The organism is Citrobacter sp. FDAARGOS_156 (assembly GCF_001559235.2).
GTDB lineage: Bacteria > Pseudomonadota > Gammaproteobacteria > Enterobacterales > Enterobacteriaceae > Citrobacter > Citrobacter youngae.
In genome coordinates this window covers 1,006,564-1,032,566 of the sequence record NZ_CP014030.2, presented here as the reverse complement: position 1 = coordinate 1,032,566, position 26,003 = coordinate 1,006,564, and the positions used below count along the sequence as shown (strand labels likewise).

Annotated in this window: 24 protein-coding genes and 1 other annotated feature; of the genes, 7 read left to right on the top strand and 17 right to left on the bottom strand. The window is 53.3% G+C overall.

Annotated features, from left to right (window positions below; genetic code table 11):
• Window positions 1-38: 38 nt before the first annotated feature.
• The gene (tal, locus tag AL515_RS05085) at window positions 39-992 is read right to left on the bottom strand and encodes a transaldolase (RefSeq protein WP_005124064.1); all 954 of its coding nucleotides are present in this window, start codon (window positions 990-992) and stop codon (window positions 39-41) included.
• 274 nt (window positions 993-1,266) lie between these two features.
• Here tal and AL515_RS05080 point away from each other — a divergent pair, with 274 nt between their 5' ends.
• Both AL515_RS05080 and yaaA read left to right on the top strand, forming a co-directional pair.
• Window positions 1,267-2,697 carry an alanine/glycine:cation symporter family protein gene (locus AL515_RS05080; RefSeq protein ID WP_061067204.1) on the top strand — a complete coding sequence of 477 codons (1,431 nt, stop codon included), beginning with the start codon at window positions 1,267-1,269 and terminating at the stop codon, window positions 2,695-2,697.
• A gap of 77 nt (window positions 2,698-2,774) precedes the next feature.
• On the top strand, window positions 2,775-3,548 hold the full coding sequence (yaaA, locus tag AL515_RS05075; RefSeq protein ID WP_061067203.1) for a peroxide stress protein YaaA: 774 nt from the start codon (window positions 2,775-2,777) through the stop codon (window positions 3,546-3,548).
• A gap of 84 nt (window positions 3,549-3,632) precedes the next feature.
• On the opposite strand, the gene thrC is transcribed toward yaaA, so the two are convergent.
• The 6 genes from thrC to yjjY form a co-directional block, all read right to left on the bottom strand.
• Window positions 3,633-4,919 carry a threonine synthase gene (gene thrC, locus AL515_RS05070; protein WP_048212755.1) on the bottom strand — a complete coding sequence of 429 codons (1,287 nt, stop codon included), beginning with the start codon at window positions 4,917-4,919 and terminating at the stop codon, window positions 3,633-3,635.
• 3 nt (window positions 4,920-4,922) lie between these two features.
• Window positions 4,923-5,852: a homoserine kinase gene (thrB, locus tag AL515_RS05065; protein ID WP_048212756.1), complete on the bottom strand. Its 930-nt coding sequence runs from the start codon at window positions 5,850-5,852 to the stop codon at window positions 4,923-4,925.
• A 1-nt stretch (window position 5,853) separates the two neighbouring features.
• On the bottom strand, window positions 5,854-8,316 hold the full coding sequence (gene thrA, locus AL515_RS05060; protein WP_061067202.1) for a bifunctional aspartate kinase/homoserine dehydrogenase I: 2,463 nt from the start codon (window positions 8,314-8,316) through the stop codon (window positions 5,854-5,856).
• 23 nt (window positions 8,317-8,339) lie between these two features.
• Window positions 8,340-8,466, bottom strand: a sequence feature (Thr leader region).
• The gene (gene thrL / locus AL515_RS05055) at window positions 8,396-8,461 is read right to left on the bottom strand and encodes a thr operon leader peptide (protein WP_032337689.1); all 66 of its coding nucleotides are present in this window, start codon (window positions 8,459-8,461) and stop codon (window positions 8,396-8,398) included. Its footprint overlaps the feature before it by 66 nt.
• A gap of 206 nt (window positions 8,467-8,672) precedes the next feature.
• A complete protein-coding gene (locus AL515_RS05050) occupies window positions 8,673-9,359 on the bottom strand; it encodes a tRNA/rRNA methyltransferase (protein ID WP_061067201.1) in 687 nt (228 codons plus the stop codon).
• A gap of 399 nt (window positions 9,360-9,758) precedes the next feature.
• Complete coding sequence (gene yjjY, locus AL515_RS05040) at window positions 9,759-9,899, bottom strand: protein YjjY (protein ID WP_001541509.1); 141 nt, start codon at window positions 9,897-9,899, stop codon at window positions 9,759-9,761.
• A gap of 95 nt (window positions 9,900-9,994) precedes the next feature.
• Between yjjY and arcA the strand changes: the two genes are divergently transcribed.
• A complete protein-coding gene (arcA, locus tag AL515_RS05035; RefSeq protein WP_001194359.1) occupies window positions 9,995-10,711 on the top strand; it encodes a two-component system response regulator ArcA in 717 nt (238 codons plus the stop codon).
• Between the two features lie 60 nt (window positions 10,712-10,771).
• Here arcA and creD read toward each other — a convergent pair whose 3' ends face one another.
• Genes creD through creA form a run of 4 tightly spaced genes read right to left on the bottom strand, consistent with a single transcriptional unit; the run spans window position 10,772 to window position 14,775 of the window.
• Complete coding sequence (gene creD / locus AL515_RS05030) at window positions 10,772-12,118, bottom strand: cell envelope integrity protein CreD (RefSeq protein WP_061067200.1); 1,347 nt, start codon at window positions 12,116-12,118, stop codon at window positions 10,772-10,774.
• A 57-nt stretch (window positions 12,119-12,175) separates the two neighbouring features.
• On the bottom strand, window positions 12,176-13,600 hold the full coding sequence (creC, locus tag AL515_RS05025) for a two-component system sensor histidine kinase CreC (protein WP_061067199.1): 1,425 nt from the start codon (window positions 13,598-13,600) through the stop codon (window positions 12,176-12,178).
• On the bottom strand, window positions 13,600-14,289 hold the full coding sequence (creB, locus tag AL515_RS05020; RefSeq protein WP_048212761.1) for a two-component system response regulator CreB: 690 nt from the start codon (window positions 14,287-14,289) through the stop codon (window positions 13,600-13,602). Before creB ends, creC begins: the two co-directional genes overlap by 1 nt.
• A gap of 12 nt (window positions 14,290-14,301) precedes the next feature.
• Window positions 14,302-14,775: a protein CreA gene (gene creA / locus AL515_RS05015; RefSeq protein ID WP_048212762.1), complete on the bottom strand. Its 474-nt coding sequence runs from the start codon at window positions 14,773-14,775 to the stop codon at window positions 14,302-14,304.
• A gap of 211 nt (window positions 14,776-14,986) precedes the next feature.
• Here creA and robA point away from each other — a divergent pair, with 211 nt between their 5' ends.
• Complete coding sequence (gene robA / locus AL515_RS05010) at window positions 14,987-15,856, top strand: MDR efflux pump AcrAB transcriptional activator RobA (protein ID WP_048212763.1); 870 nt, start codon at window positions 14,987-14,989, stop codon at window positions 15,854-15,856.
• Here robA and gpmB read toward each other — a convergent pair.
• Window positions 15,853-16,500, bottom strand: coding sequence for a 2,3-diphosphoglycerate-dependent phosphoglycerate mutase GpmB (gpmB, locus tag AL515_RS05005; RefSeq protein WP_005123948.1), 648 nt, complete (start codon window positions 16,498-16,500; stop codon window positions 15,853-15,855). The two genes, robA and gpmB, sit on opposite strands and share 4 nt — an antisense overlap.
• Window positions 16,501-16,552: 52 nt before the next feature.
• Between gpmB and yjjX the strand changes: the two genes are divergently transcribed.
• Window positions 16,553-17,068, top strand: a complete 516-nt coding sequence (yjjX, locus tag AL515_RS05000) for an inosine/xanthosine triphosphatase (protein WP_061067198.1) — start codon at window positions 16,553-16,555, stop codon at window positions 17,066-17,068.
• A 55-nt stretch (window positions 17,069-17,123) separates the two neighbouring features.
• Here yjjX and trpR read toward each other — a convergent pair whose 3' ends face one another.
• A complete protein-coding gene (trpR, locus tag AL515_RS04995; RefSeq protein ID WP_003837292.1) occupies window positions 17,124-17,450 on the bottom strand; it encodes a trp operon repressor in 327 nt (108 codons plus the stop codon).
• Window positions 17,451-17,539: 89 nt separating this feature from the next.
• Window positions 17,540-19,477: a murein transglycosylase gene (gene sltY / locus AL515_RS04990; protein WP_061068794.1), complete on the bottom strand. Its 1,938-nt coding sequence runs from the start codon at window positions 19,475-19,477 to the stop codon at window positions 17,540-17,542.
• Between the two features lie 331 nt (window positions 19,478-19,808).
• Between sltY and ettA the strand changes: the two genes are divergently transcribed.
• Entirely contained in the window at window positions 19,809-21,476 is a 1,668-nt protein-coding gene (gene ettA, locus AL515_RS04980) for an energy-dependent translational throttle protein EttA (protein ID WP_061067197.1), read from the top strand.
• 99 nt (window positions 21,477-21,575) lie between these two features.
• On the opposite strand, the gene nadR is transcribed toward ettA, so the two are convergent.
• The 3 genes from nadR to serB all read right to left on the bottom strand — a co-directional run bounded on the left by nadR (window position 21,576) and on the right by serB (window position 25,233).
• The gene (nadR, locus tag AL515_RS04975) at window positions 21,576-22,805 is read right to left on the bottom strand and encodes a multifunctional transcriptional regulator/nicotinamide-nucleotide adenylyltransferase/ribosylnicotinamide kinase NadR (protein ID WP_048212766.1); all 1,230 of its coding nucleotides are present in this window, start codon (window positions 22,803-22,805) and stop codon (window positions 21,576-21,578) included.
• 65 nt (window positions 22,806-22,870) lie between these two features.
• A complete protein-coding gene (radA, locus tag AL515_RS04970; RefSeq protein WP_001728171.1) occupies window positions 22,871-24,253 on the bottom strand; it encodes a DNA repair protein RadA in 1,383 nt (460 codons plus the stop codon).
• Between the two features lie 11 nt (window positions 24,254-24,264).
• Complete coding sequence (serB, locus tag AL515_RS04965; protein WP_061068793.1) at window positions 24,265-25,233, bottom strand: phosphoserine phosphatase; 969 nt, start codon at window positions 25,231-25,233, stop codon at window positions 24,265-24,267.
• A gap of 116 nt (window positions 25,234-25,349) precedes the next feature.
• On the opposite strand from serB, the gene AL515_RS23555 reads away from it, so the two are divergent.
• Window positions 25,350-25,991, top strand: a complete 642-nt coding sequence (locus AL515_RS23555) for a YtjB family periplasmic protein (RefSeq protein ID WP_048212768.1) — start codon at window positions 25,350-25,352, stop codon at window positions 25,989-25,991.
• Window positions 25,992-26,003: the final 12 nt, after the last annotated feature.

The following is a 26,003-nucleotide window of genomic DNA, read 5'->3' as shown; positions in this document are numbered from 1 at the left end:
GAGGTAGCGTGACCCCTATCAGGGCCACGCTCTAATGATTACAGCAGATCGCCGATCATTTTTTCCAGTTTACCCTGGTCTACAGCAAACTTACGGATACCGTCCGCCAGTTTGTCTACAGCCATCGGATCCTGGTTGTGCTGCCACAGGAACTCAGCTTCGGTGATGCGTGCAGGACGCGCTTTCACTTCGCCGGAGAAGGACAGTTTACGTTCGATAGCGCCTTCGCTTTCCGCCAGCTCTTTCAGCAGTGCCGGAGCAATCGTCAGACGATCGCAGCCTGCCAGCTCAATGATTTCGCCGATGTTACGGAAGCTCGCGCCCATGACTACGGTTTCGTAACCGTGCTGTTTGTAGTACTCGTAGATTTCCGTTACGGAAACCACACCCGGATCTTCTGCCGGTGCGTACTCTTTCTTGTCAGTATTGGCTTTGTACCAGTCAAGAATACGGCCAACGAACGGAGAAATCAGGTATACGCCAGCTTCAGCACATGCACGCGCCTGCGCGAAGGAGAACAGCAGAGTCAGGTTACAGTTGATGCCTTCTTTTTCCAGCTGCTCAGCGGCACGGATACCCTGCCAGGTAGAAGCCAGTTTGATCAGAATACGATCGTTGCTGATGCCAGCATCGTTGTACAGTTTGATCAGACGTTTTGCTTTCGCGATAGACGCGTCGGTGTCGTAGGACAGGCGAGCATCAACTTCAGTAGAGATACGACCCGGGACCAGTTTCAGGATCTCCAGACCGATATTGACGGCCAGTTTGTCGGTCGCGTCGACGACCTGTTGAGCGCGGTCGTTGCTCTGCTGCTTAGCCCAGGCTACAGCGTCATCAATCAGCTTGCGGTATTCTGGGATCTGCGCTGCGTTAAGAATGAGAGAAGGGTTAGTTGTGGCATCCTGAGGCTGATACAGCTTCATTGCCGCGATGTCTCCGGTGTCGGCCACTACTGTGGTGAACTGACGAAGGGAGGTCAATTTGTCCGTCATGATAGCGATTCTCTTTAAACAGCTTGTTAGGGGGATGTAACCGATCTTCCCTGATGATAGCACGACGCACTCTCAGCGCAACCGCCGGGATTGTCCAACTCACTGCTCATTCCCGATTACGCATCTTAAAGCCCCTGATGCGCAATTAAGGGTTATCCCCATTGTTATGGTAAACTCCCGCAATCACTCTCCTGACAAGGTATATACTGTTCGATAATTGGTAGCGCTTACATGGGAATATTCGCGCGTACCGGCATCAACAAGAGGGATGTTAATGCCTGATTTTTTCTTGTTTATTAATGAAATACTCTGGGGTTCGGTGATGATCTACCTCCTGCTTGGTGCAGGATGTTGGTTCACCTGGCGTACCGGGTTCGTGCAGTTCCGCTACATTCGCCAGTTTGGCACAAGTCTTAAAAACAGCATTAGCCCGCAGCCGGGTGGCTTAACCTCGTTTCAGGCATTGTGCACCAGTCTTGCCGCACGTATTGGTAGCGGGAACCTGGCCGGCGTAGCGTTGGCGATCGCCGCTGGCGGCGCAGGGGCCGTCTTCTGGATGTGGGTTTCAGCAGTCATTGGTATGGCAACGTCATTCGCCGAGTGCTCACTCGCGCAACTGTATAAAGAACGCGATAGCAAAGGACAGTTCCGCGGTGGCCCTGCGTGGTATATGGCTCGTGGGCTGGGCATGCGCTGGATGGGCGTACTCTTTGCCATCTTTTTACTTATTGCCTATGGACTGATTTTTAACAGCGTTCAGGCAAACTCTGTCTCCCGCGCATTGGCATTTGCGTTCGACATCCCTCCCCTCGCTTCCGGCATCGCTTTGGCGATACTGTCATTCCTGGTGATCATTGGCGGTATTAATGGTGTTGCCCGTCTGATGCAATGGTTTGTGCCGATCATGGCGCTGCTGTGGGTTGGATGTAGCATCATCATCTGCCTGTGGCATATAGGGCAGCTTCCCGACATTATCGTCACCATTATAAAAAGCGCCTTTGGCTGGCAGGAAGCCGCAGCGGGTGCGGCCGGATATACGCTAAGCCAGGCTATTGCCAATGGTTTTCAGCGCGGCATGTTTTCTAATGAGGCAGGAATGGGATCTACGCCGAATGCAGCCGCGTCGGCAGCCTCCTGGCCACCGCATCCTGCGGCACAAGGCATTGTGCAAATGATCGGTGTGTTAGGCGACACTCTCGTTGTCTGTACGGCCAGCGCCATGATTATTCTGTTGGCAGGCAATGGCGCCGGCTATGTGCCCATGGAAGGCATCCAATTGATGCAGAAGGCCATGATCTCACTGACCGGCGAATGGGGGGCTGGGTTTGTCGCATTTATTGTGATTCTGTTTGCCTTTAGCTCAATTGTCGCCAACTACATCTATGCGGAAAACAATCTCGTCTTTCTGAAACTGGACAATATGCGTGTCATCTGGCTATTGCGCATCGCCACCGTTAGCACCGTTATCGGCGGAACATTAGTCAGCTTCCCGCTGGTCTGGCAGTTGGCCGATATCATTATGGCTTGTATGGCCATCACTAACCTGACGGCGATTCTGCTGCTTTCTCCGGTTGTCCATACCATCGCCAGCGACTATCTGCGTCAGCGCAAACTCGGTGTGCGCCCGGAATTTGATCCGCACCGTTATCCTGATATCAGACAACAGCTTGCACCGGATACATGGGATGAAACGCCGCGCAGCTAGCGCGGCAATCACAACCATCGATCAATTCTGTCGTTTTTTTTGCTAAAGTCGCAGTAAATCTCCTGCAAGGACTGGATATGCTGATTCTGATTTCACCTGCAAAAACGCTCGACTACCAAAGCCCGCTGGCTACCACACGCCATACGCTGCCTGAACTGCTGGACCACTCCCAGCAGTTAATCCACGTGGCGCGTCAACTCTCTGCGCCGCAGATCGGCAAGCTGATGGGAATTAGCGATAAGCTGGCGGATCTGAACGCGACCCGTTTCCACGACTGGCAGCCTGACTTCACGCCGGACAATGCGCGTCAGGCCATTCTGGCGTTCAAAGGTGATGTGTACACCGGATTACAAGCTGAAACCTTCAGCGAGGCGGATTTCGACTTCGCTCAGCAGCATTTACGCATGCTGTCCGGGCTGTATGGTGTTCTGCGCCCGCTGGATTTGATGCAACCCTACCGTCTGGAGATGGGCATTCGTCTGGCCAATGCGAAGGGTAAAGATCTCTATCAGTTCTGGGGAGATACCATCACCGATAAACTTAACGAAGCGCTGGGAGCACAAGGTGACAGCGTGGTGATAAACCTCGCTTCGGATGAGTATTTTAAATCCGTGAAGCCGAAAAAGCTCAATGCCGAGCTGATTAAACCAGTCTTCCTTGACGAGAAGAACGGCAAATTCAAAGTCATCAGCTTCTATGCCAAGAAAGCGCGCGGCCTGATGAGCCGCTACATCATTGAAAACCGCTTAACGCAGCCAGAACAGTTGACCGCTTTTAACAGCGAAGGCTATTTCTTTGATGAAGAAGCGTCAGGGAAAGGTGAACTGGTGTTTAAGCGTCACGAGCAGTAGTGTACATGCCGGATGGCGGCTAACGCCTTATCCGGCCTGCAGGTTTTGTAGGCCCGCTAAGCAAAGCGCCAGCGGGCACCACCATTAACCGCGAGTCATCATCAGCTTACGCAGTTGCGCAAAATCAGCGGGCAGATGATGCGAAAGCAGCGGCAAGTCTGCACGTTCAGCCAGCTCTTTTGGTAGATCCAGCGTGACATTCAGAATCTGTTCAACGCTTTCTTTAAATTTCGCCGGATGTGCGGTGCCAAGGAACAGGCCATATTCGCCCGGATTCAACTGGTCACGCAGTGCACGATACGCCACCGCCGCATGCGGCTCTGAGGTGTAACCAATCTTCTGCAGTTCGCGCATGGTGTCCTGCGTCGTTGCATCATCAACGGCGGCATAACCCAGCTCATTCAGACGCCAAATTTTACGGCGGAACAGTTCTTCCACGCGCGGCCAGTTGTTCGGCTGGCTGACATCCATGGCATTCGATAACGTCGCCTGAGTCGCTTTCGGCGCCCACTCACCTTCAGCAAGGAAACGCGGAACCGTATCGTTGACGTTAGTTGCCGCAATAAAGCGCTTCACCGGTAAGCCCAGTGATTTCGCCAGCAGCCCGGCGGTCAAATCGCCAAAGTTACCGCTGGGAACGGAAATAACCAGCTGATTCCGCGCCTCTTGCGGCAGTTGAGCCACGGCTTCAAAGTAGTAGCAGATTTGCGCCAGCAGGCGACTGATGTTGATGGAGTTTGCGGAATTCAGCCCCAGAGCAGCCTTCAGCTCTTCATCATCAAACGCCTGTTTCACCAGCGCCTGGCAGGCATCAAAATCACCGTCGATGGCGACAGTTTCAATATTGCCGCCCAGCGTACAGAACAGTTTTTCCTGTAATGGGCTGATCTTGCCATTTGGGTAGAGGATCACCACACGCACATTTTTCAGGCCATAAAAAGCATGTGCAACTGCGGCCCCGGTGTCTCCGGATGTCGCAGTCAGGATTGTCACCGGTTTGTCGCCGCTGATGTGCGTTAGCATTTGCGCCATAAAGCGCCCGCCAAAGTCTTTAAACGCCAGTGTCGGACCATGGAACAGCTCCAGACAGCCGATATCACCTTCGACCTGAGCGACCGGTGCCGGGAAGGCAAACGCCGCACGCACGCGCTCCTCCAGGATCTCTTGTGGGATCTCCGTGCCAATAAATGCGGAAAGGATCTTAGCGCTGCGGCTGACGAAGTCCTGGTTCAGCATCTCATCCACTTCTGTCAGATTAAATTCCGGCAGCTCGTGTGGAAAAAACAATCCCTGATTCTTGCCAAGCCCTTGCGTGACGGCCTGCGCAAAGTTGACCTGTTCGTTGTGATCTTTCAGATTATAGAGTTTCATTGATTATCCCAGTACCCGTGCGCCCGCCGTGTCCAGCCGGCAAATATGAACAAAGCCTTCCTGATTTTGCAGGTAATTTTTACCCAGCCAGTCTGCTACGCGCTGTGCCGTATCCGGCTTATCGCATAAGGCGAACAGCGTCGGCCCCGAGCCGGAGATGCCGCTGGCCAGCGCGCCGATTTCCGCTACCGCCTGACGCGCCTGGCTAAAGCCAGGCAGCAAGCGGGTACGGTACGGCTCAGCAATGACGTCCTTCATCAGCTTCGCGGCAAGCCCAGGCTGACGGGAATAGCAGGCATGGATAAATCCAGCCAGATGTCGCCCGTGGGCAATACAGTCCTGACGACGATATTGCGCAGGTAAAATCGCCCGCGCTTCCGCTGTGGAAACTTTAATACCTGGATATGCCAGCACCCACAGCCACTCATCAAAGCCTGGCACCTGCTGGCTGATAATGCCGTTTTCTTCGATCATTAGCTGCATGCCGCCCAAAAAGCACGGGGCGACATTATCGTAGTGAATACTGCCGGAGATACGCCCTTCCAGTTCACCCATAATCGCCAACAGTCGCGTATCGTTGAGCGGTTTACCGCAGTACTCATTCATCGCGACCAGCGCCGCCACAACGGAACAGGCGCTGGAGCCTAACCCGGAGCCAATCGGCATATTTTTTTCCAGCGTCATCGCCACCGGAACGTTTTTACCCAACTCCTGACAGAAACGCTCCCAGCACTGGTAGACGATATTTTCTCGCGGCTCAGACGGCAGCTTGTTAGCAAAACGCCCGAGATTGTTCAGGCTGAACTGGTCAGCCGTCTCAACCGAGACCACGTCACCCAACAGTGAACCATCTACGGGGGTTACCGCCGCGCCAAGCACATCGAACCCGACGCTCATATTGGCACTGGAAGCCGGGGCATAAACTCTCACCATGTCAGACTCCTAACTTCCATGAAAGGGTGCGTAACAGGTCGGCGAATACGCCCGCAGCCGTCACGTCGTTACCCGCACCATATCCACGCAGCACCAGCGGTAGCGGCTGATAATAGTGGCTGTAAAACGCCAGCGCGTTTTCACCGTTTTTCACTTTGAACAGCGGATCGTTGCCGTCTACTGCCTCTATTTTCACGCGACAGACGCCATCTTCTTCAATATTGCCAACATAGCGCAATACTTTACCCTCATCACGGGCTTTCGCCACGCGCGCGGCAAACTCGTCATCCAGCTGCGGCAATTTCGTCATAAACGCGGAAACATCACCGGAATCATCAAACTCTTTTGGCAGGACCGGCTCAATAACAATGTCAGAAAGCTCCAGCTCACGACCGGTTTCACGGGCGAGGATCAGCAGCTTACGCGCTACGTCCATACCGGAAAGATCGTCACGCGGGTCAGGTTCGGTGTAACCCATCTCACGCGCCATGCTGGTGGCTTGCGAGAAGCTCATTCCTTCATCCAGCTTGCCGAAAATAAACGACAGCGAGCCGGAAAGAATACCGGAGAAACGCTGCAATTCATCACCTGCGCTGAGTAGATTTTGCAGGTTTTCAATAACCGGCAAGCCCGCGCCCACGTTGGTATCGTAGAGGAATTTACGCCGGGACTTCGCCGCTGCAAAACGCAGCTGATGGTAGTAATCCATCGACGAGGTGTTGGCCTTTTTGTTCGGCGTAACCACATGGAAGCCTTCGCGCAGGAAATCAGCATATTGATCCGCCACCGCCTGGCTTGACGTACAGTCGACGATCACCGGATTAAGCAGATGATATTCTTTTACCAGACGAATTAAGCGCCCAAGGTTGAATGGCTCTTTCGCGCTTTCCAGCTCCGCCTGCCAGTTTTCCAGATTCAAACCATGGACGTTGGTCAGCAGAGCCTTCGAATTCGCCACGCCGCACACGCGAAGATCAATATGCTTCTTTTTAAGCCAGGTTTGCTGACGTTTAAGCTGATCCAGCAACGCACCGCCCACCCCGCCTACGCCAATGACAAATACTTCAATCACCTGGTCGGTGTTGAATAGCATCTGATGGGTGACGCGTACGCCAGTGGTTGCATCGTCGTTATTCACCACCACCGAAATAGAACGCTCAGACGAGCCTTGCGCGATGGCCACGATATTGATGTTGGCGCGGGCCAGCGCAGCAAAGAATTTCGCTGAGATACCGCGCAGCGTGCGCATGCCATCACCCACAACAGAGATGATAGCCAGACGCTCAGTCACCGCCAGCGGCTCCAGCAGGCCTTCTTTCAGTTCGAGATAGAATTCATCCTGCATGGCGCGTTGCGCACGCGCGCAGTCGCCCTGCGGAACGCAGAAGCTGATGCTGTATTCAGAAGAGGATTGCGTGATCAGCACCACCGAGATGCCCGCACGCGACATCGCGGCAAAAACGCGCGCCGCCATGCCCACCATGCCTTTCATTCCAGGGCCAGAGACGCTAAACATCGCCATATTATTGAGGTTAGAAATACCTTTTACTGGCAAATCGTCTTCATCACCGCTGGCGCCGATCAACGTGCCAGGCGCTTGTGGATTGCCGGTATTTTTAATCAGGCACGGGATCTGGAACTGAGCAATTGGGGTAATGGTGCGCGGATGCAGAACTTTGGCGCCGAAGTAAGAAAGCTCCATCGCTTCCTGATAAGACATCGACTTCAGCAATCGGGCGTCGGGTACCTGGCGCGGATCGCAAGTATATACGCCGTCAACATCGGTCCAGATCTCACAACAGTCCGCGCGTAAACAGGCGGCCAGTACGGCGGCAGAGTAGTCGGAGCCATTGCGCCCCAACACCACCAACTCACCTTTTTCATTCCCGGCAGTAAAGCCTGCCATCAAAATCATGTGGTCCGCAGGAATACGACTGGCGGCAATGCGGCGCGTAGATTCGGCGATATCAACGGTAGATTCGAGGTAATGGCCTACCGCCAGCAATTTCTCGACCGGGTCGATGACCGTCACGTGGTGCCCGCGCGCCTCCAGCAGGCCTGCCATGATAGCGATCGACATTTTTTCGCCACGGCAAATAAGCGCGGCATTGATGCTGTCCGGGCACTGTCCCAGCAGGCTGATACCGTGCAGGACATGTTTAATTTGGGCAAATTCTTGTTCAACGAAGGCTTTGAGCGGAGCCAGCGGAAAACCCGGCTGCGCGGCGGCGAGACCAACCAAAAGCTCTGAGAAAATACGTTCGGCGTCACTGATATTGGCTAAAGCGTCCTGACCACCGATGGTCTTCTCAATCATCGCCACCAGATGGTTGGTAATTTTTGCGGGGGCAGAGAGCACGGTCGCGACCTGCCCCTGCCTGGCATTGCTTTCCAGAATATCGGCAACTCGCAGAAAGCGCTCTGCATTTGCCACTGATGTACCGCCGAACTTCAACACTCGCATGGTTTACCTCGTTGCCTTTGGTCGAAAAAAAAGCCCGCACTGTTTAGGTGCGGGCTTTTTCTTGTGTTTCCTGTACGCGTCAGCCCGCACCGTTACCTGTGGTAATGGTGATGGTTGTTGTAATGGTGATGCTGATGCGTTTCATGATGTTGTGTGCTCTGTAATTATTTATGGCCTGTCTTGTATTCTTTTAGGGTTAAAGTATCTGCTGACCTAAGTCAATAAATTTTTAAATTGATCACATTCCGAAACTTGTTCACGAGCGACTGCTTGCCCTTTTATTTTCAACCAATACAGCGTGCGCACCCCACTTGAAGTCAGAATCAAACACTAAAAAATAAAACAAAGAAGAAATTTTATTTTGTAATACTTTTTTCGATATCATGTAAAAAACGGTGCAACATTGCCGTGTCTCGCTGCTCTAACAGACCCATTCGCTGTTGCAGCCAGTCCGTCAGCTTAATGTCGTCAGAAACGTTCAGCGTGGCTAATAAACGCAAAACACGTTCGCGCAATGCCTGTAGCTGATGCTCATCCGTCACCTCAATGTTTCTGGCCGGTTGTTGTATTAAACCTGCTAATTGATAGCAATACACCATCACCGCCTGCCCCAAATTGAGTGATGGATAGTCAGCCACCATAGGTACACCGGTGAGTACATCCGCCAGAGCCAATTCTTCGTTGGTTAACCCCGAATCTTCACGACCAAAAACCAGCGCGGCGTGATCCATCCACGTTGATTTTTCCTGCAACAGGGGAACCAATTCGACCGGCGTGGCGTAATAATGAAACTTCGCCCGGCTGCGCGCCGTGGTGGCGACGGTAAAATCCACGTCGTGAAGCGCCTCCGCTAATGTTGGAAAAACGTTAATATTATCAATAATATCACCCGAGCCATGCGCAACCCATCGCGTCGCAGGCGCCAGATGAGCCTCGCTATCAACGATCCGCATTTGTGTGAATCCCATGGTTTTCATAGCACGAGCTGCCGCGCCAATATTTTCGGCTCTGGCGGGAGCAACCAGAATAATTGTTAAACGCATTTTGATACTCTTTTTGACCGGCCTGCAGATAATTATGTGATGTGCATCAACATATTACGCAGCGCGAATTTACATATTTTTAACAGAAATCACTGAAAAAGCATTTTACATTCAGTAAAAAATGCTAAACTATTTCCTGCATGTACTATTGCTTTTTATGTTAACAGAAGTTGCATATCCTTCTGTTTATCCATGATAATTTGATTTAGAATGGTTCTCATAGATTGGATTCATTACATTTATTAATTAGCGCGTGCAACTAGTTGTAATATTGCAATTTTGTGATGAAAGCTATCATTTAGATACGTTGATTTCATCAAACTGTTAACGTGCTACAATTGAACTTGATATATGTCAACGAAGCGTAGTTTTATTGGGTGTCCGGTACGTCTTAGCCTGTTATGTTGCTGTTAAAATGGTTAGGATGACAGCCGTTTTTGACACTGTCGGGTCCAGAGGGAAAGTGCCCACGACCAAGCTAATGATGTTGTTGACGTTGATGGAAAGTGCATCAAGAACGCAATTACGTACTTTAGTCATGTTACGCCGATCATGTTAATTTACGACATGCATCAGGCAGGTCAGGGACTTTTGTACTTCCTGTTTCGATTTAGTTGGCAATTTAGGTAGCAAACATGCAGACCCCGCACATTCTTATCGTTGAAGACGAGTTAGTAACACGTAACACGTTGAAAAGCATTTTCGAAGCGGAAGGCTATGATGTATTCGAGGCGACAGATGGCGCGGAAATGCATCAGATCCTCTCTGAATATGACATCAACCTTGTGATTATGGATATCAATCTGCCAGGTAAAAATGGTCTTCTGTTAGCGCGTGAACTTCGCGAACAAGCTAACGTTGCACTGATGTTCCTGACGGGCCGTGATAACGAAGTCGATAAAATTCTCGGCCTCGAAATCGGCGCTGACGATTACATCACCAAGCCGTTTAACCCACGCGAACTGACTATCCGTGCTCGTAACCTGCTGTCCCGCACCATGAATCTGGGCACAGTGAGCGAAGAGCGTCGTAGCGTCGAAAGCTACAAGTTCAATGGTTGGGAGCTGGACATCAATAGCCGCTCTCTGATTGGCCCTGACGGCGAGCAGTATAAACTGCCACGTAGCGAATTCCGTGCCATGCTTCACTTCTGCGAGAATCCGGGCAAGATCCAGTCTCGCGCAGAACTGCTGAAAAAAATGACCGGCCGCGAACTGAAGCCGCATGACCGTACCGTTGACGTAACAATCCGCCGTATTCGTAAGCATTTCGAATCCACGCCGGATACACCAGAAATCATCGCTACCATTCACGGTGAAGGCTACCGTTTCTGCGGCGATCTGCAGGATTAATGTCATCCTGACTGGTATAAAAACGGCGCTTTATGCGCCGTTTTTCATTCTACTACGCCCCTATTTCCACAACCGTAATTCATCGTCCTCAGTTGCGTTCTCCTTTTTGGGCTTTGGCTGTGCAAGCCGGTGCCAGTCAAGATGACGCGTCAGGAACATCACCCCACAAAGCGCCAGTAACAGCACGCCCGTTCCCAGCAGTAACGCGCTGTCCTGCGAACGCAACAGTACCCACATCACGCCATCCAGTCCCAGCAATGCTGCGGTAAAAAACAGACTGTTACGCCATCCCTGTAGTATCGCCTGTAAATACACGCCGTTCATCAGCGCGCCTACCAGGCTTGCCGTAATCCACGCCGCAGTAAAACCCACATGCTCCGACAGCGCCAACAACAGCAAATAGAACATCACCAGTGATAATCCCACCAACAGATATTGCATCGGGTGCAGACGCAGACTGGTCATACTCTCGAGCACAAAGAAAGACATGAAAGTCAGTGTAATCAATAAAATGGCATACTTTGTCGCCCGATCTGTCAGTTGATACTGATCCGCAGGCGTAGCCACAGCGACGCTAAACGCAGGCATGCCCTGCCAGCCAATCTTCTCATCGCCGAAGCGTTCTCCCAGATTATTCGCGAACCAGCTACTTTGCCATTGCGCCTTAAACCCTGACTCACTGATTTCACGCTTAGCCGGAAGAAAATCGCCGAGAAAGTTAGGGTGTGGCCAGTTGCTGGTCACAGTCATTTCGCTATTACGACCAACCGGGACGACAGAAAAATCACCGGTTCCACTCAGATTAAGCGACAACACGACACTGAGATTTTTTTCCGCCCAGCCGGCATCCGGTAGCGGAATGTGGATCCCCTGAGCACGGCCATCCAGCCCAGTACCGGGTTCGACCGCCAGCGATGTTCCATTAATCTGCGAAGCCTTCACGACGCCAATCCCGCGCGCGTCGCCCACGCCAACCACAATAAACGGTTTACCGACGCTGACATTGGGATGGTTTAAATCGCTCAGCCGTTCGGCGTTAAACTCAGCCTTCACCGATAAATCGTTGTGCCAGACCTGTCCTTCATAAATACCTATCTTCCGCGCTTCAACGTTCTGGTTACCCTCAACAACCAGCGATTCCGGCAACCAGAAATGGATGTAGCTGCGCTTTCGCTGGATCTGTTTGTCACCTTCCAGCTCGGTATACAGTTCCGTCACCGGGACGGCAATCAGCGGGCCTACCACCTTTTGCGGCCCACTGGTGCTCTGTCGAATAGCATCTTCTACCTCACTACGGTAGTCCGACCGCTCAACAATAATCTGCCTGATCATCGTCAGTGGAATTAACAGCAGCAGCATAGCGCCACCTAAGGTGACTATTTTCCAAAACAGGGGGGATTTAAACATAGCGTTCTCCTTTGCGATATCAGCAAGGTAGAACAGCTATGTGCGGGGAATTTGAAGTTATGTGAAGTGACGGTGAAGTGTAAACGAGGCCTGCGCCCCGCCTTCTGGTCGGTTGCATAACGTCACGTCACCTCGATGCAATCGCGCAACCTCACTGACAAACGCCAGCCCCAGCCCACTACTCTTGTGTCCATTCTCGCGGGGCAGCGAGTAGAAGCGTTCAAAAATACGCGGCAACGCAAAGTCAGGTATGCCACTACCGTTATCACTGACCTGTATTGTGACGCGGTTCTCCTGCGAATGCGCGCTCAATACAATTGTTCCGTTCTCCAGCGTAAAGTCGATGGCGTTATCCAGCAGATTACCCAACGCTTGCTCCAACAGTGCGGCATCGGCGGCAACCGTCAGCGATGAAGGTACAACGGTAAGCGTGATGTTTTTTGCCGCCAGCTGCACACTACGCGCCTCTTTAAGCTGGGTAAAAAGCGCATCTACCGCCACGGGCGTCAACGTAATGTCCTGTCGATTCTCCAGTCGTGCCTGGCGTAGCAAAGTTTCGACCAGCGCCTGCATGCGCGCATTCTGCGTCAGAATATTATCGGTGAAACGCGCAACCACGTTCGGCGGCGGCCCTTCGCGCAAAATCTCAGCCGCGCCGCGGATCGCCGCCAACGGGCTTTTTAACTCATGCGTCAACGCATAGACGTACTGCTCAATATAATTCTTGCCCTCCAGCTTCAGACGCATACTTTCCAGCGCCTGCGCCAACTTGCGTAGCTCACTGCTACCAAGATCAGGAAGCGCAACGGGGCGATCCTCAGTGACAGAATCAGCATAGCGTGCCAGCCGCGCGATAGACCGGTTTATCCACCATACCATCCCAAAGCCAATCACTAAGGCGATCCCCAGTAACACGGCGCTGGCCCACAGCATCCGCCGTTCACTGCGTTTAATCACTGGCGTCATTGCCGCATTCGGTTTACCAACGCTCAGCACCCCGATAATACGTCCGCCGTCAACAATCGGTGCGGCAACATACATCACCGAACTTTCCGGATCGGCCATGTTCTGTGGCGTACTTCGTGCGCCATACTGCCCACGCAGCGTTAACCATACGTCGTTCCAGCGAGAATAATCTTCGCCGACGGCCTGGTTGGCGGAATCAAATACCACCTTGCCCTGCGCGTCCGTCATGTAGACGTGATACTCATTGCGCACTTTGTTAATGCCACTGATATTGGCGCGAAAAGGACGATCGTGCAGTTGCGAAAAGGCCTGTGCCAGCCTGCCATGGGAAGGAGAGCCAGACAGCAAGTCATCACGTGCCAGCGCGGCCAGCAGCGTGGCGGTATCAATTAAAGTACCTTCGGTCGCCCGGCGCACGCCTGGCTTAATTTCCTGCACAAAGATCGACAGAACGAACCAGGCGGCGACGGCAACAATCAGAAAATAGCCGAGCAGCAAACGCATGCCAATGCGCATCAGACGCTCCTCAGGCTGTATCCCATACCGCGATGCGTATTGATGGGGGAAAGCTCGGGGTTGATGGCCCGCAGCTTGGCGCGCAACGTTTTGATGTGGGTATCGACCGTTCTGTCAAAGGTATCCTGGGCATCGGCCCAGACTAAATCCATTAACTGTTGGCGTGAGTAGACGCGTCCCGGCGACAACAGTAATGTCTTCAGCAACAAGAATTCATAGCGCGTCAGATTTAACGGCATCCCAAACCAGGTAATCTGTGCGGCAAGCTCATTGAGCTCAAAATCCCCACAGCGCGTCGCCGGTGAAGGCGTGGAGAATTTTCTCACCCGCCGCAGCAATGTACGCACGCGGGCGCACACTTCACGCGGAGAGAAGGGTTTCGCCACATAATCATCCGCACCAATTTCCAGCCCCAGCAGGCGATCGACTTCATCGCTACGCGCAGTCAGAAAGAGGATCGGTAATGCCGGATGGCGTTCCAGCAATCGTCGGCACAGTTCAAAACCGCTGATATCCGGGAGTCCGACATCCAGAATGATCGCATCCGGACATCTCTGGCGTGATTTTTCCAGCACGGGCAATCCACGCTCAAAAGCTTCAACGCTAAAACCTTCCTGCTGCAGCATGTAGATAAGCGTATCCGCAATCCCCTGCTCGTCCTCAACCAACCAGATCAGCGCCTGTTGCATTTTGCCTGCCTGTTATCGCTGCCACGGCATGATAGGTACCGCGCTGATAGCATTTTTGGGCGATCCATCAACCACCTTATCTGAATAGGCCAGATAGGCCAGCGCATTACGTTTTGCATCATAAAAACGCACGACCTGTAAGGATTTAAACACCAGCGATGTACGTTTCTTAAAGACCACCTCGCCCTGGGCTTTGCCGTTTTTAATTCTGTCGCTCAGCTCCACCGGCCCCACCTGCTGACAGGAGATAGCCGCGTCGGAAGTATCTTCAGCCAAACCCAGTCCACCTTTAATTCCACCAGTTTTGGCGCGGCTAACGTAGCAGGTCACATTGGTGACATCAGGATCATCAAATGCCTCGACCACAATTTTATGATCCGGTCCAAACATTTTGAACACGGTATCGACAGATCCAATCTGCTCCGCATGGGCAACCTGCGCCATCATCAGCAGAATTGAGGAAATGACTAAGCTCTTATATTTCATATTGTTACCATTTTTAAAAGTTACTCTGTGCAATTATTCGACATTCTAAGATAAAACGTATATAGATCACAGGATTACAATAATCACGCTTTCGTATGTCCGAAAAAAGCATTTATGAGCAAAAAAAACACTGAATGCTAAAACAGCAAAAAATGCTATTATCCTCATACCTGACGTCAGGTACTCGTTGTTGAAAGGATGAGGATATTTTATGGATCAGGCTGGCATTATTCGCGACCTCTTAATCTGGCTGGAAGGCCATCTGGATCAGCCTTTGTCGCTTGACAATGTGGCGGCAAAAGCAGGCTATTCCAAGTGGCATCTGCAGAGAATGTTCAAGGACGTGACGGGCCATGCTATTGGCGCCTATATCCGCGCCCGCCGTTTATCGAAGTCCGCAGTGGCGCTACGCCTGACTGCGCGTCCGATTCTGGACATCGCCCTGCAGTATCGCTTTGACTCTCAACAAACCTTTACCCGCGCGTTCAAGAAACAGTTTTCTCAGACGCCTGCGCTGTATCGTCGTTCGCCGGAATGGAGCGCTTTCGGTATTCGCCCGCCGATGCGACTGGGTGAATTTGCTATGCCTGCGCATGAGTTTGTCACGCTTGAAGATACGCAACTGCTTGGCACTACGCAAAGCTATTCCTGCTCGCTGGAACAGATTTCAGATTTCCGTCATGAAATGCGGATCCAGTTCTGGCGCGACTTCCTCAGTCAGGCTCCTGCGATCCCGCAGGTTCTGTACGGACTCAATGAAACGCGCCCCAGCATTGAGAAAGATGACGAACAGGAAGTGTTTTATACCACCGCGCTCACACCAGAGCAGGCCAACGGATACGTGCAGTCGGCGCAACCCATCCTGTTACAGGGCGGCGAATATGTGATGTTTACCTATGAGGGTCTGGGGACGGGCGTGCAGGAGTTTATCCTGACGGTTTACGGCACCTGCATGCCGATGCTGAACCTGACGCGCCGTAAAGGGCAGGATATCGAGCGATACTACCCGGCAGAAGATGCCAAAGCGGGAGATCGCCCTATTAACCTGCGCTGCGAATTCCTGATTCCGATTCGCCGCTAGCGCTGCAGTTCATCCAACGCAGGGGCGTCCAGATGAGAGATGTCCCCTGCCGTTTCAACTACCCATCCCGGTGCCAGCCATAAACTTTCCTGGTAATCGACACGAGAAATAGAGCAGTTGCGCAGACGCAGGCGACGTTCAGCCCATGCCGGTAATCCCAGAATCGTACTCACCAGGCAACCCAGCGCGATACCATGACTGACCAGCAGCGGTCGACTCCCCGGCGGCAGTTCCAGACAGGATGCCAGCGCCGCGTTAACGCGATCGCTCAGTTCCTGCATCGATTCCCCTTCAGGAATACGACCATCCACCGTACCGTTCACCAACTGACGACGCCAGCCCTCTTCCTCCGGCGTCAACGTATCGATATGACGTTGCTCCAGCACGCCCATATTCAGTTCACGCAGACGTGAGTCATAGGTGATATCACAGCCGCAGGCCTGGGCGATGATTTCTGCGGTGCGTCGCGTACGACCTAAATCGCTACTGATGACATGCGTAATACCAAACGAGCGGGCGCGTTCACCCACCTGCATGGCTTGCTGCTCACCTTTAGCGGTCAGTGGGCTGTCTGACTGGCCTTGAATACGTCGCTCGGCGTTCCACTGCGTTTCGCCATGGCGAACAAGGTATACCTGTAACATGCTTTTTTTCCGTTATACTGCGATGCGATGAATTTTCAAACTGAGCTTAATTATGCACAAGGTTATCTCTGCGACCACCAATCCTGCCAAAATTCAGGCAATTCTGCGGGCATTTGAAGAGATTTTCGGGGAAGGATCCTGCCATATTGAACCCGTCGCCGTCGAGAGTGGCGTGCCGGAACAGCCTTTCGGAAGCCAGGAAACGCGCACTGGCGCACGAAATCGCGTTAATAACGCGCGTCGTCTGCACCCGCAGGCTGATTTCTGGGTCGCTATTGAAGCGGGAATTGACGATGACGCCACCTTCAGTTGGGTGGTAATTGATAACGGCGTCCAGCGCGGCGAAGCCCGTTCAGCCACGTTGCCATTGCCTGCTGTCATTCTCGACAGAGTCCGCAAAGGTGAAGCACTCGGCCCGGTGATGTCGGACTATACAGGTATTGATGAGATTGGCCGTAAAGAGGGCGCAATCGGCGTCTTTACCGCGGGTAAGCTGACGCGCTCGAGCGTTTACCACCAGGCGGTGATTCTGGCTCTCAGCCCGTTTCATAACGCGGTGTATTTATAGCATTGTGCCGGATGTTCAATCGTAGGCCGGATAAGGCAAAGCCGCATCCGGCGGATCAATTTTTCCCGAGCAACACCTGTTCCAGCCACTGACGCAGATCCACCGGTGCGGATTTGAGGCTATTCGACCCTCGCGTAATAGTAGCAATCCCCGCCCCGAGCTCGTTTTTAAGCTCACGCTGGCTCATCTCACCGCGCAGCAGCTCTTCAATGATACGCACACGCGTGCCCAACGCTTCACGCTCATCCGGCGTTAACATCAAATTGAGCAGTGGCAGGTGTAAATCTTGTTCGTAGGCGTGTTTAAGCAGATCGACAAAACGTAACCACTCCTGGTGACGTTGTTCTGCCATCTCTGCTGAATAGGGTGATTGCTGAGTCATAAGTTATCGCCATCGTTGCGGGGGGAAGCGTGCTTGCTTCCCCCTTTGTACTCTTTAACGAGTACGATAGCATAACACAACCGACACGATCAGTAACGACGTTGCCATTCTGCGTCGCTCATCAACTCCGGTTTATCGCCGAGAAAATAGCGATAGTACGCATCGTATGCCAGCACGTTCTTCACATATCCTCGCGTTTCCGAGAACGGAATACTTTCGACAAACGCCACGGCATCAATACGACCTGCGCTATTGCCAAGCCAGGTGCGAACGCGTCCCGGGCCGGCGTTATAGGCTGCTGACGCAAAGATGCGGTTATTGCCAAATTGCTGATACACGTACTGCAAATAGCTGGTTCCGATGTTGATGTTGGTATCAGGATCCAATAGCTGGCTCGGACTGCTGTAACCTGGAATCGAGAACATTTTCACCGTATGCGTCGCCGTACCCGGCATAATCTGCATCAGCCCACTGGCGCCTACCGGCGATTTAACTTTCGGGTTCCAGGCGCTTTCCTGACGCGCTATCGCCATCGCATAGCTTGGCGGAATATCTTTGCCGCTGGTGTAACGGGTAAAAAGATCTTTATAGGCCAACGGGAAGCGCTCTTCCAGATGATCCCACAGCTTTCCGGCGATCGTCGCCTGAACGCTTAGATCCCACCAGTGATTGTTGAACGCGTAACGCGCCAGTTGTGCCTGTTCAGACTTCGTGCGGCTGGTAACCAGATTCGCCCACTCACTGCGTGCGGTATTGTCCATGTTCCAGTACATCAGTTCACGAACACGCGCCATTTCTGGTCCCTGAGTTAGCGCAGAGTCAACGTTGTCCGGTGCTTTATCCACTTTCAGCGCGTACTCTTCTCCCAGGCGCTGTGCCGCCACCATCGGATAGAAACCGCGCTGCTGCATGAGTTGGTGCAGGATCTCTTTCGCTTCATCATTGCGTCCGCGCTCCAGCAGCAGATCCGCCTGCCAGTAGCGCCATTCATCTTTTTCTTTGGCTTCCATTGGCAAACGCGCCAGCCAGGTATTCAGGCCACGGCGATCGCCGGTTCCCAGCGCCATGCGCACCCGGCGCTCCACAAGCGAGGTGGAGTTGGAGCGCATAATCGCATCATCACGCCATTTGGCCTGCTCGTCGGTAACGTCATTGCCCATCAGGCGCCAGGCAACAATATCGCGCAGATCCTGGGTTTGCTCGTCATTCAGCTGCTGCGCTTGCACCAGCGAGGGGATCATCAGGCGGGCGTTTTCCACATCCTGACGCGCCACGCTGGCAAAGGCGACCGCCGCCATCTGCCGGGTGAAATCCGTTGCGCCAGTGGTGCGAGCAAAGGTCATTACCGAATTCGGATCGTTGGCCAGCGCGATGATCGCAGAGGCAATGGTTTGGTATTGCGCGGGCATCTGTCCGGCCAGCGCCGTCACCAGACCGGTATTCCCGGCTTTCATCGCCAGACGAATACGCTCCAGATACGCCAGCGGATCCTGAGTGCCTGAGGCGCGCCATACGCCAAATAATTTGTCACAAGCGTTCGGCTGACTTTTCCCGGTCAACCACAGTTCTTTCGCGCCCTGCCAGGCTTCTTCGGTTTGCCCGGTACTCCATTTCGCAAAGTAATAGTTACATTGCGCTTCCGTGGTACCCGGTTTTTCCGGGCTGAACGCCAGCAGTCCACGCCAGTCTTCGCGGCGCGCCAGTTCGTTCACGAAACGCGATTGCAGCGTACGCGCCGGGGGCAGCGTCGGGTTGGTGCGCACAAAATTGGTGACGGTAATGGTGGGCTGATTCATCAGATCGTCAGTGATCTGGCGATATTCCAGATAAGGATACAGAGGATAGTTCTTCAGCCCGGGCATCATCTGCTCTACGACGTCCATTTGTCGGTTATCCCAGGCTTGCTTAATTTGCGCATAGCGATTGCGCTGCTCATCCAGGGAATCCGCTCGCGCCACTTGACTGACCGTCAGCAGACATACGCTGGCAGCCAGCAGGCGCCAGGTAAATTGTTTGGCTTTGTCCACAAGCTCTTCCTCTTGTCGTTTACGTCTGTGCAGCATCATGCCGCTTAATTCATTCATGCTAACCAGACATTGCAGAATGTGCCACGTCACGGACACTTTTTTACTTTTGTTGCGAGTGAGATCTGCTGGCTGGGATTGGGCAATGAAAAAGGCTACACTTCGCCTTTGATAACTATTTACCAATAATTAGCCCTAAATAATTCAAGTTGCAGCAAGGCGGCGAGGAAGTGAATCCCCTGAGCGTACAAAAGTACGTGACTGGGGTGAACGACACAGCCAACGCATCTGCGGCTTGAAGTATGACGGGATAAACATTAGAGGCGAGTCCAACGTGGCCCAATTCGTTTATACCATGCATCGTGTCGGCAAAGTCGTTCCGCCGAAACGTCATATTCTTAAAAACATCTCACTGAGCTTCTTCCCTGGCGCCAAAATCGGTGTTCTCGGTCTGAACGGTGCGGGTAAATCTACCCTGCTGCGCATCATGGCCGGTATTGATACTGATATCGAAGGCGAAGCTCGCCCACAGCCTGGCATTAAAATCGGTTACCTGCCGCAGGAACCGAAACTAAACCCGGAACATACCGTTCGCGAATCCGTTGAAGAAGCGGTTGCCGAAGTGGTTAACGCACTGAAAGGCCTGGATGAAGTGTACGCCAAGTACGCAGAGCCAGACGCCGACTTCGATAAACTTGCTGCGCAACAGGGCAAGTTTGAAGAGATTATTCAGGCGCACGACGGTCATAATCTGAATGTACAGCTCGAACGTGCCGCCGATGCCCTGCGTCTGCCGGACTGGGATGCCAAAATTGAGAAGCTTTCCGGTGGTGAACGCCGCCGCGTCGCGCTGTGCCGCCTGCTGCTGGAAAAACCAGACATGCTGCTGCTCGACGAACCGACTAACCACCTGGACGCCGAATCCGTGGCGTGGCTGGAACGCTTCCTGCATGACTTCGAAGGCACCGTGGTGGCCATTACCCACGACCGTTACTTCCTCGACAACGTAGCGGGTTGGATTCTGGAGCTTGACCGCGGTGAAGGTATTCCGTGGGAAGGCAACTACTCCTCCTGGCTGGAGCAGAAAGATCAGCGTCTGGCCCAGGAGGCCTCTCAGGAAGCGGCTCGCCGTAAATCCATTGAGAAAGAGCTGGAGTGGGTACGCCAGGGCGCGAAAGGCCGCCAGTCTAAGGGCAAAGCCCGTCTGGCGCGCTTTGAAGAACTCAACAATACCGAATACCAGAAACGTAACGAAACCAACGAACTGTTTATTCCACCAGGACCTCGTCTGGGCGATAAAGTCGTTGAAGTCACCAATCTGCGTAAATCCTACGGCGATCGCGTACTGATTGACGATTTGAGCTTCTCGGTACCGAAAGGCGCTATTGTCGGTATCATTGGCCCGAACGGTGCAGGTAAATCCACCCTGTTCCGCATGATGTCCGGTCAGGAACAGCCTGATAGCGGCACCATTGAGCTGGGTGAAACCGTGAAGCTGGCGTCCGTTGACCAGTTCCGTGATGCCATGGACAACAGCAAAACCGTGTGGGAAGAAGTGTCCGGCGGGCTGGATATCATGAAGATCGGCAACACCGAGATGCCAAGCCGCGCCTACGTAGGCCGCTTTAACTTCAAAGGTGTGGATCAGGGTAAACGCGTCGGCGAGCTGTCCGGTGGTGAGCGTGGTCGTCTGCACCTGGCGAAGCTGCTGCAGGTTGGCGGTAATATGCTGCTGCTCGATGAACCAACCAACGACCTGGATATCGAAACCCTGCGCGCGCTGGAAAACGCCCTGCTGGAGTTCCCGGGCTGCGCGATGGTTATCTCGCACGACCGTTGGTTCCTTGACCGTATCGCCACCCATATTCTGGACTACCAGGATGAAGGTAAAGTGGAATTCTTCGAAGGTAACTTTACCGAATACGAAGAGTACAAGAAACGCACGCTGGGCGCAGATGCGCTGGAGCCGAAGCGTATTAAGTACAAGCGTATTGCTAAGTAATTACCGTTAAGCGCCGGATGGCGGCGTGACGCCTTATCTGGCCTACGAGGTTAGTGCGACTTGTAGGCCGGATAAGCGCAGCGCCATCCGGCATGTAAACTATCTCTGTTCGCCCATCAACTCTTTCACCAGCTCCACGCAGCGCAGGAAGCGACCATCGTAGTCCGGCTCCTGAACGTGCACAAAATCGATGTTGTTTTCCTGTAACATCTCCACCAGCAGCGTCTGAAACGCTTTTCTGTCAACCGAGCTGCCAAGGCTGCGCAAACCATCTGCCACCCACGGGGTGTTGTTTTCCAGCAGGATCACCAGGTCAAAGCGATACTCGTCAATCAGCGCCTGCACAAACGGGTGTTCACGCCCTTCGTACTTTTTGCAGAAGGCCTGAGTGGTCACAAAGTCAGTGTCGATGAACGCCACTTTATTGGCATATTTCACCGCGAAATCAATGTACTGCGCCTGTCCCAGCGCGATTTTATCGTAGTCCGAGTACTGCAACGCCATCTCATCGCCGCCCAAATGGGAGAAAACGTAATCACGCCCATATTCCCACGCACTGGTGGTGTTAAAGATGTTGGCGAGCTTGTTCACCAGCGTCGATTTACCGCTCGACTCCCCGCCGAGGATCGCCACGGTGCGCACGAAAAACGGCTTCACTTCGGTGGGAATATACTCCCAGTAGCGAAACGGGTTCTCACGGATTTGCCCGCCGCTGATACTCATAAACGTCCGCTTGGGATCCACCAGCACGGTTTCGATCCCCAGATGTTCGAGGTATTGCGGGGCATCTGATTCTTCAGAGGTGTAGATCCAGTTTGGCTGGATCCCTTTCTCCTGCATGAACGTTTTTATTCCGTTGCTCCACACATCCCAACCATGTGGATACGGCTCCATGCCCTCTTCATTAAAGGCATGAATTCGGATATTTTTCTGATACTTAAAGGTTTGCAGCAGCCAACGCAGACGATCGGGCACCGTGGGCTGTTGCGACATGGCGCTGTCTTCAAACAGACTACGATCGCGCGTGTCGTCATAGCCCATAATGATATGCAGTTCATCGACCTGACTACAGGCGCGCTGGATAAGATAGATATGGCCGGTATGCAGCGGATAAAACTTACCGAATACCACACCGATATTTTTCTGCTGACGCGGAAACTCCAGTCCGAGAAAACGGTGCAACGCCTCCAGCTTTTGCGCGCTGGGGCTTTTAATTTTGGCATTCAGAAGCTGGCTTAGATATCCCTTGGTCATGCCACTGGCATCCGCCACCTGTTGCAGGGTACAGCCCTTTTGCTTAATGGCGGTTTTCAGATAATCAAATGACACAAGAGCCTCCTGCTGTAAAAATAAACGTAATACCCAATGCCGTCGGAAAGACGGCGGGTATTTGATTATAGGTCGTCAAACACGCTTAACGCATCCGCAAGCTTCTTAACGCCAAAGACCTGCATCCCTTCCGGTACTTTTTTCGGTACGTTAGCGGCAGGAACAATCGCCCGGCGAAAACCGTGTTTCGCCGCTTCCGAAATACGCTCCTGCCCGCTGGGTACCGGACGGATTTCGCCTGCCAACCCCACTTCGCCAAAGACCACTAAATCCTGTGGCAGCGGTCTGTCGCGCAGGCTGGAGACCATTGCCAACAGCAGTGCCAGGTCGGCGCTGGTTTCGGTAACCTTTACGCCGCCGACCACGTTGACGAACACGTCCTGATCCGCCATCTGTAAGCCGCCATGACGATGTAACACCGCCAGCAGAATCGCCAGACGGTTTTGTTCCAGACCGACCGCCACGCGACGCGGGTTCGCCATCATTGAGTGATCGACCAGCGCCTGAATCTCTACCAGCAGTGGGCGCGTGCCTTCCCAGACCACCATCACCGAACTACCGGAAGTGACTTCATCGCCACGGCTTAAGAAGATTGCAGACGGGTTGCTGACTTCGCGCAGCCCCTGCTCGGTCATGGCAAAGACGCCCAGCTCATTCACCGCGCCAAAGCGGTTTTTGTGGCTACGCAGAGTGCGGAAACGGGAATCAGCGTCACCGTCGAGCAACACCGAGCAGTCAATACAGTGCTCCAGCACCTTCGGCCCGGCCAATGAGCCATCTTTGGTGACGTGGCCGACCATCACAATCGCTACGCCGCGCGTTTTGGCAAAGCGCGTCAGGTAAGCCGCAGTTTCACGCACCTGTGCCACGCTGCCCGGCGAAGACTGAATGTCCGCCATATGCATCACCTGAATGGAGTCGATCACCATCAGTTTCGGCTGTTCTTCTTCAGCAATCAGGCAAATTTGTTCGATACTGGTTTCCGACAGCATGTTCAGGTTCGCCGTCGGCAAGCCAAGTCGATGCGCGCGCATCGCCACCTGTTGCAGCGACTCTTCGCCAGTGACGTACAGGGTTTTCATCTGCTCGGCGAGCCTGCACAGCGTTTGTAGCAGCAGCGTTGATTTCCCCGCGCCGGGGTTACCGCCAATCAGTATGGCGCTGCCGGGAACCACCCCGCCGCCGAGCACGCGGTCAAACTCTTTAAATCCGGTAGAAAAACGCGGCAGTTCCTCAAGGCTGATGTCAGAAAGCTTCTGCACTTTTGCGACGCCCGCATTTCCGGCGTAGCCGCTGAGTCGCTCGTTGCGCGCCACCGTTGGCGACGCGGCAAGGCGCACCTCGGTTATGGTGTTCCAGGCCTGACAGGCGCTGCATTGCCCCTGCCAGCGCGGGTAATCGGCCCCGCATTCATTACAAACAAAGGCGCGTTTAGGAGCTTTTGCCACATTTTACCTCATTATTTCTGGTTCATGCTGCCAGAGAGAATGCAGAACACGCCCATCAGGTCAGCGTGACGGATAGTAATCTCCGTCTTTTCATTCACTTTGGGTTTCGCATGATACGCAATGCCCAGCCCGGCTGTTTTGATCATCGGTAGATCGTTGGCGCCGTCGCCGATCGCCACCGTCTGCGCCATCGGGATCTCATATTCTTGCGCCAGGCGGCTCAGAGTACTGGCTTTGTACTGCGCATCGACGATATCGCCGATCACGTTGCCAGTGAATTTACCGTCCATGATCTCCAGCTCATTCGCCACAGCCGCAGTCAGACGCAGCTTGTTACGCAGATAATCGGCAAAGAAAGTAAACCCGCCAGAAGCGATAGCCACTTTCCAGCCAAGCGTTTCCAGTTTTAGCACCAGTTGCGTCAAGCCAGGCATCAGCGGCAATGTTTCGCGCACCTGGTGCAGAATATTGGCATCAGCCCCCTTGAGCGTCGCCACGCGGCTGCGCAGGCTGGCGGTAAAATCCAGCTCGCCGCGCATCGCGCGTTCGGTGACTTCGGCAACCATTTCGCCGGTCCCGGCCAGTTTGGCAATTTCATCAATGCATTCGATCTGGATAGCCGTTGAATCCATGTCCATCACCAGCAAACCCGGCGTGCGCAAATGCGGAATTTTACCTAATGGGGCAACATCCAGTTTGGCGTCATGCGCCAGTTTTGTCGCTCTCGGCGTTAACGAGCCCGCGAGGCGAATCACCTGATAATCCTCAACGCACCAGGCGGCTACGATCACCATCGCCGCACCCAGTTTGCTCTGGTATTGCGTTAAACGTTGTTTATCCAGCCCACGACCATACAGCAGCCAGCCACTGCGGCCCGCGTGGTAATCCAGCGGCATGACTTCATCACCGCTTAAAGAAAGGGGCAGACCTGGCCACAGAGAGACATCTTCAGGTAGATCGCACCAGGTAATGTTAGGCATTAAAGCTCCTGTAAAATCGTTCGGGTCGGAATCATCCAGCGGAAAATAACGCATGAGGCTACCCTGTAACCAGCGCTTCTGGCAACATTAAGCCTCAAATTTTCAGCAGGTGGAATATGGCTCGCGCAAAACTGAAATTCCGACTTCATCGTGCAGTGATTGTATTGTTCTGTCTCGCGTTGCTTGTCGCCCTGATGCAGGGTGCATCCTGGTTTAGTCAAAGCCACCAGCAGCAACGTAATCCGCAGTTGGAAGAACTGGCGCGTACACTGGCCCGCCAGGTCACCTTAAACATCGCGCCGCTGATGCGCACCGAAACACCGGATGAAAAGCGCATTAAAGCCGTACTCACGCAGTTAACGGAAAGTAGCCGTATTCTGGATGCGGGCGTGTACGATGAACAGGGCGATCTGATTACCCGCACTGGTGAGAGTGTCGATGTCCGTGACCGGCTGGCGCTCGATGGCAAAAAAGCCGGGGGCTATTTTAATCAGCAAATCGTTGAGCCCATTCAGGGGAGAAACGGCCCGCTGGGTTATCTGCGCCTGACACTCGACACCCACACGCTTGCCACCGAAGCGAAGCAGGTAGACAACACCACCAACATCTTACGCCTGATGCTGCTTCTGTCACTGGCTATTGGTGTAGTCCTCACACGTACATTATTGCAAGGCAAGCGTACCCGCTGGCAGCAATCCCCTTTCCTGCTGACCGCCAACAAACCGGTGCAGGAAGAAGACAACGAGAAAAAAGAGTAATTCAAAGAAAGG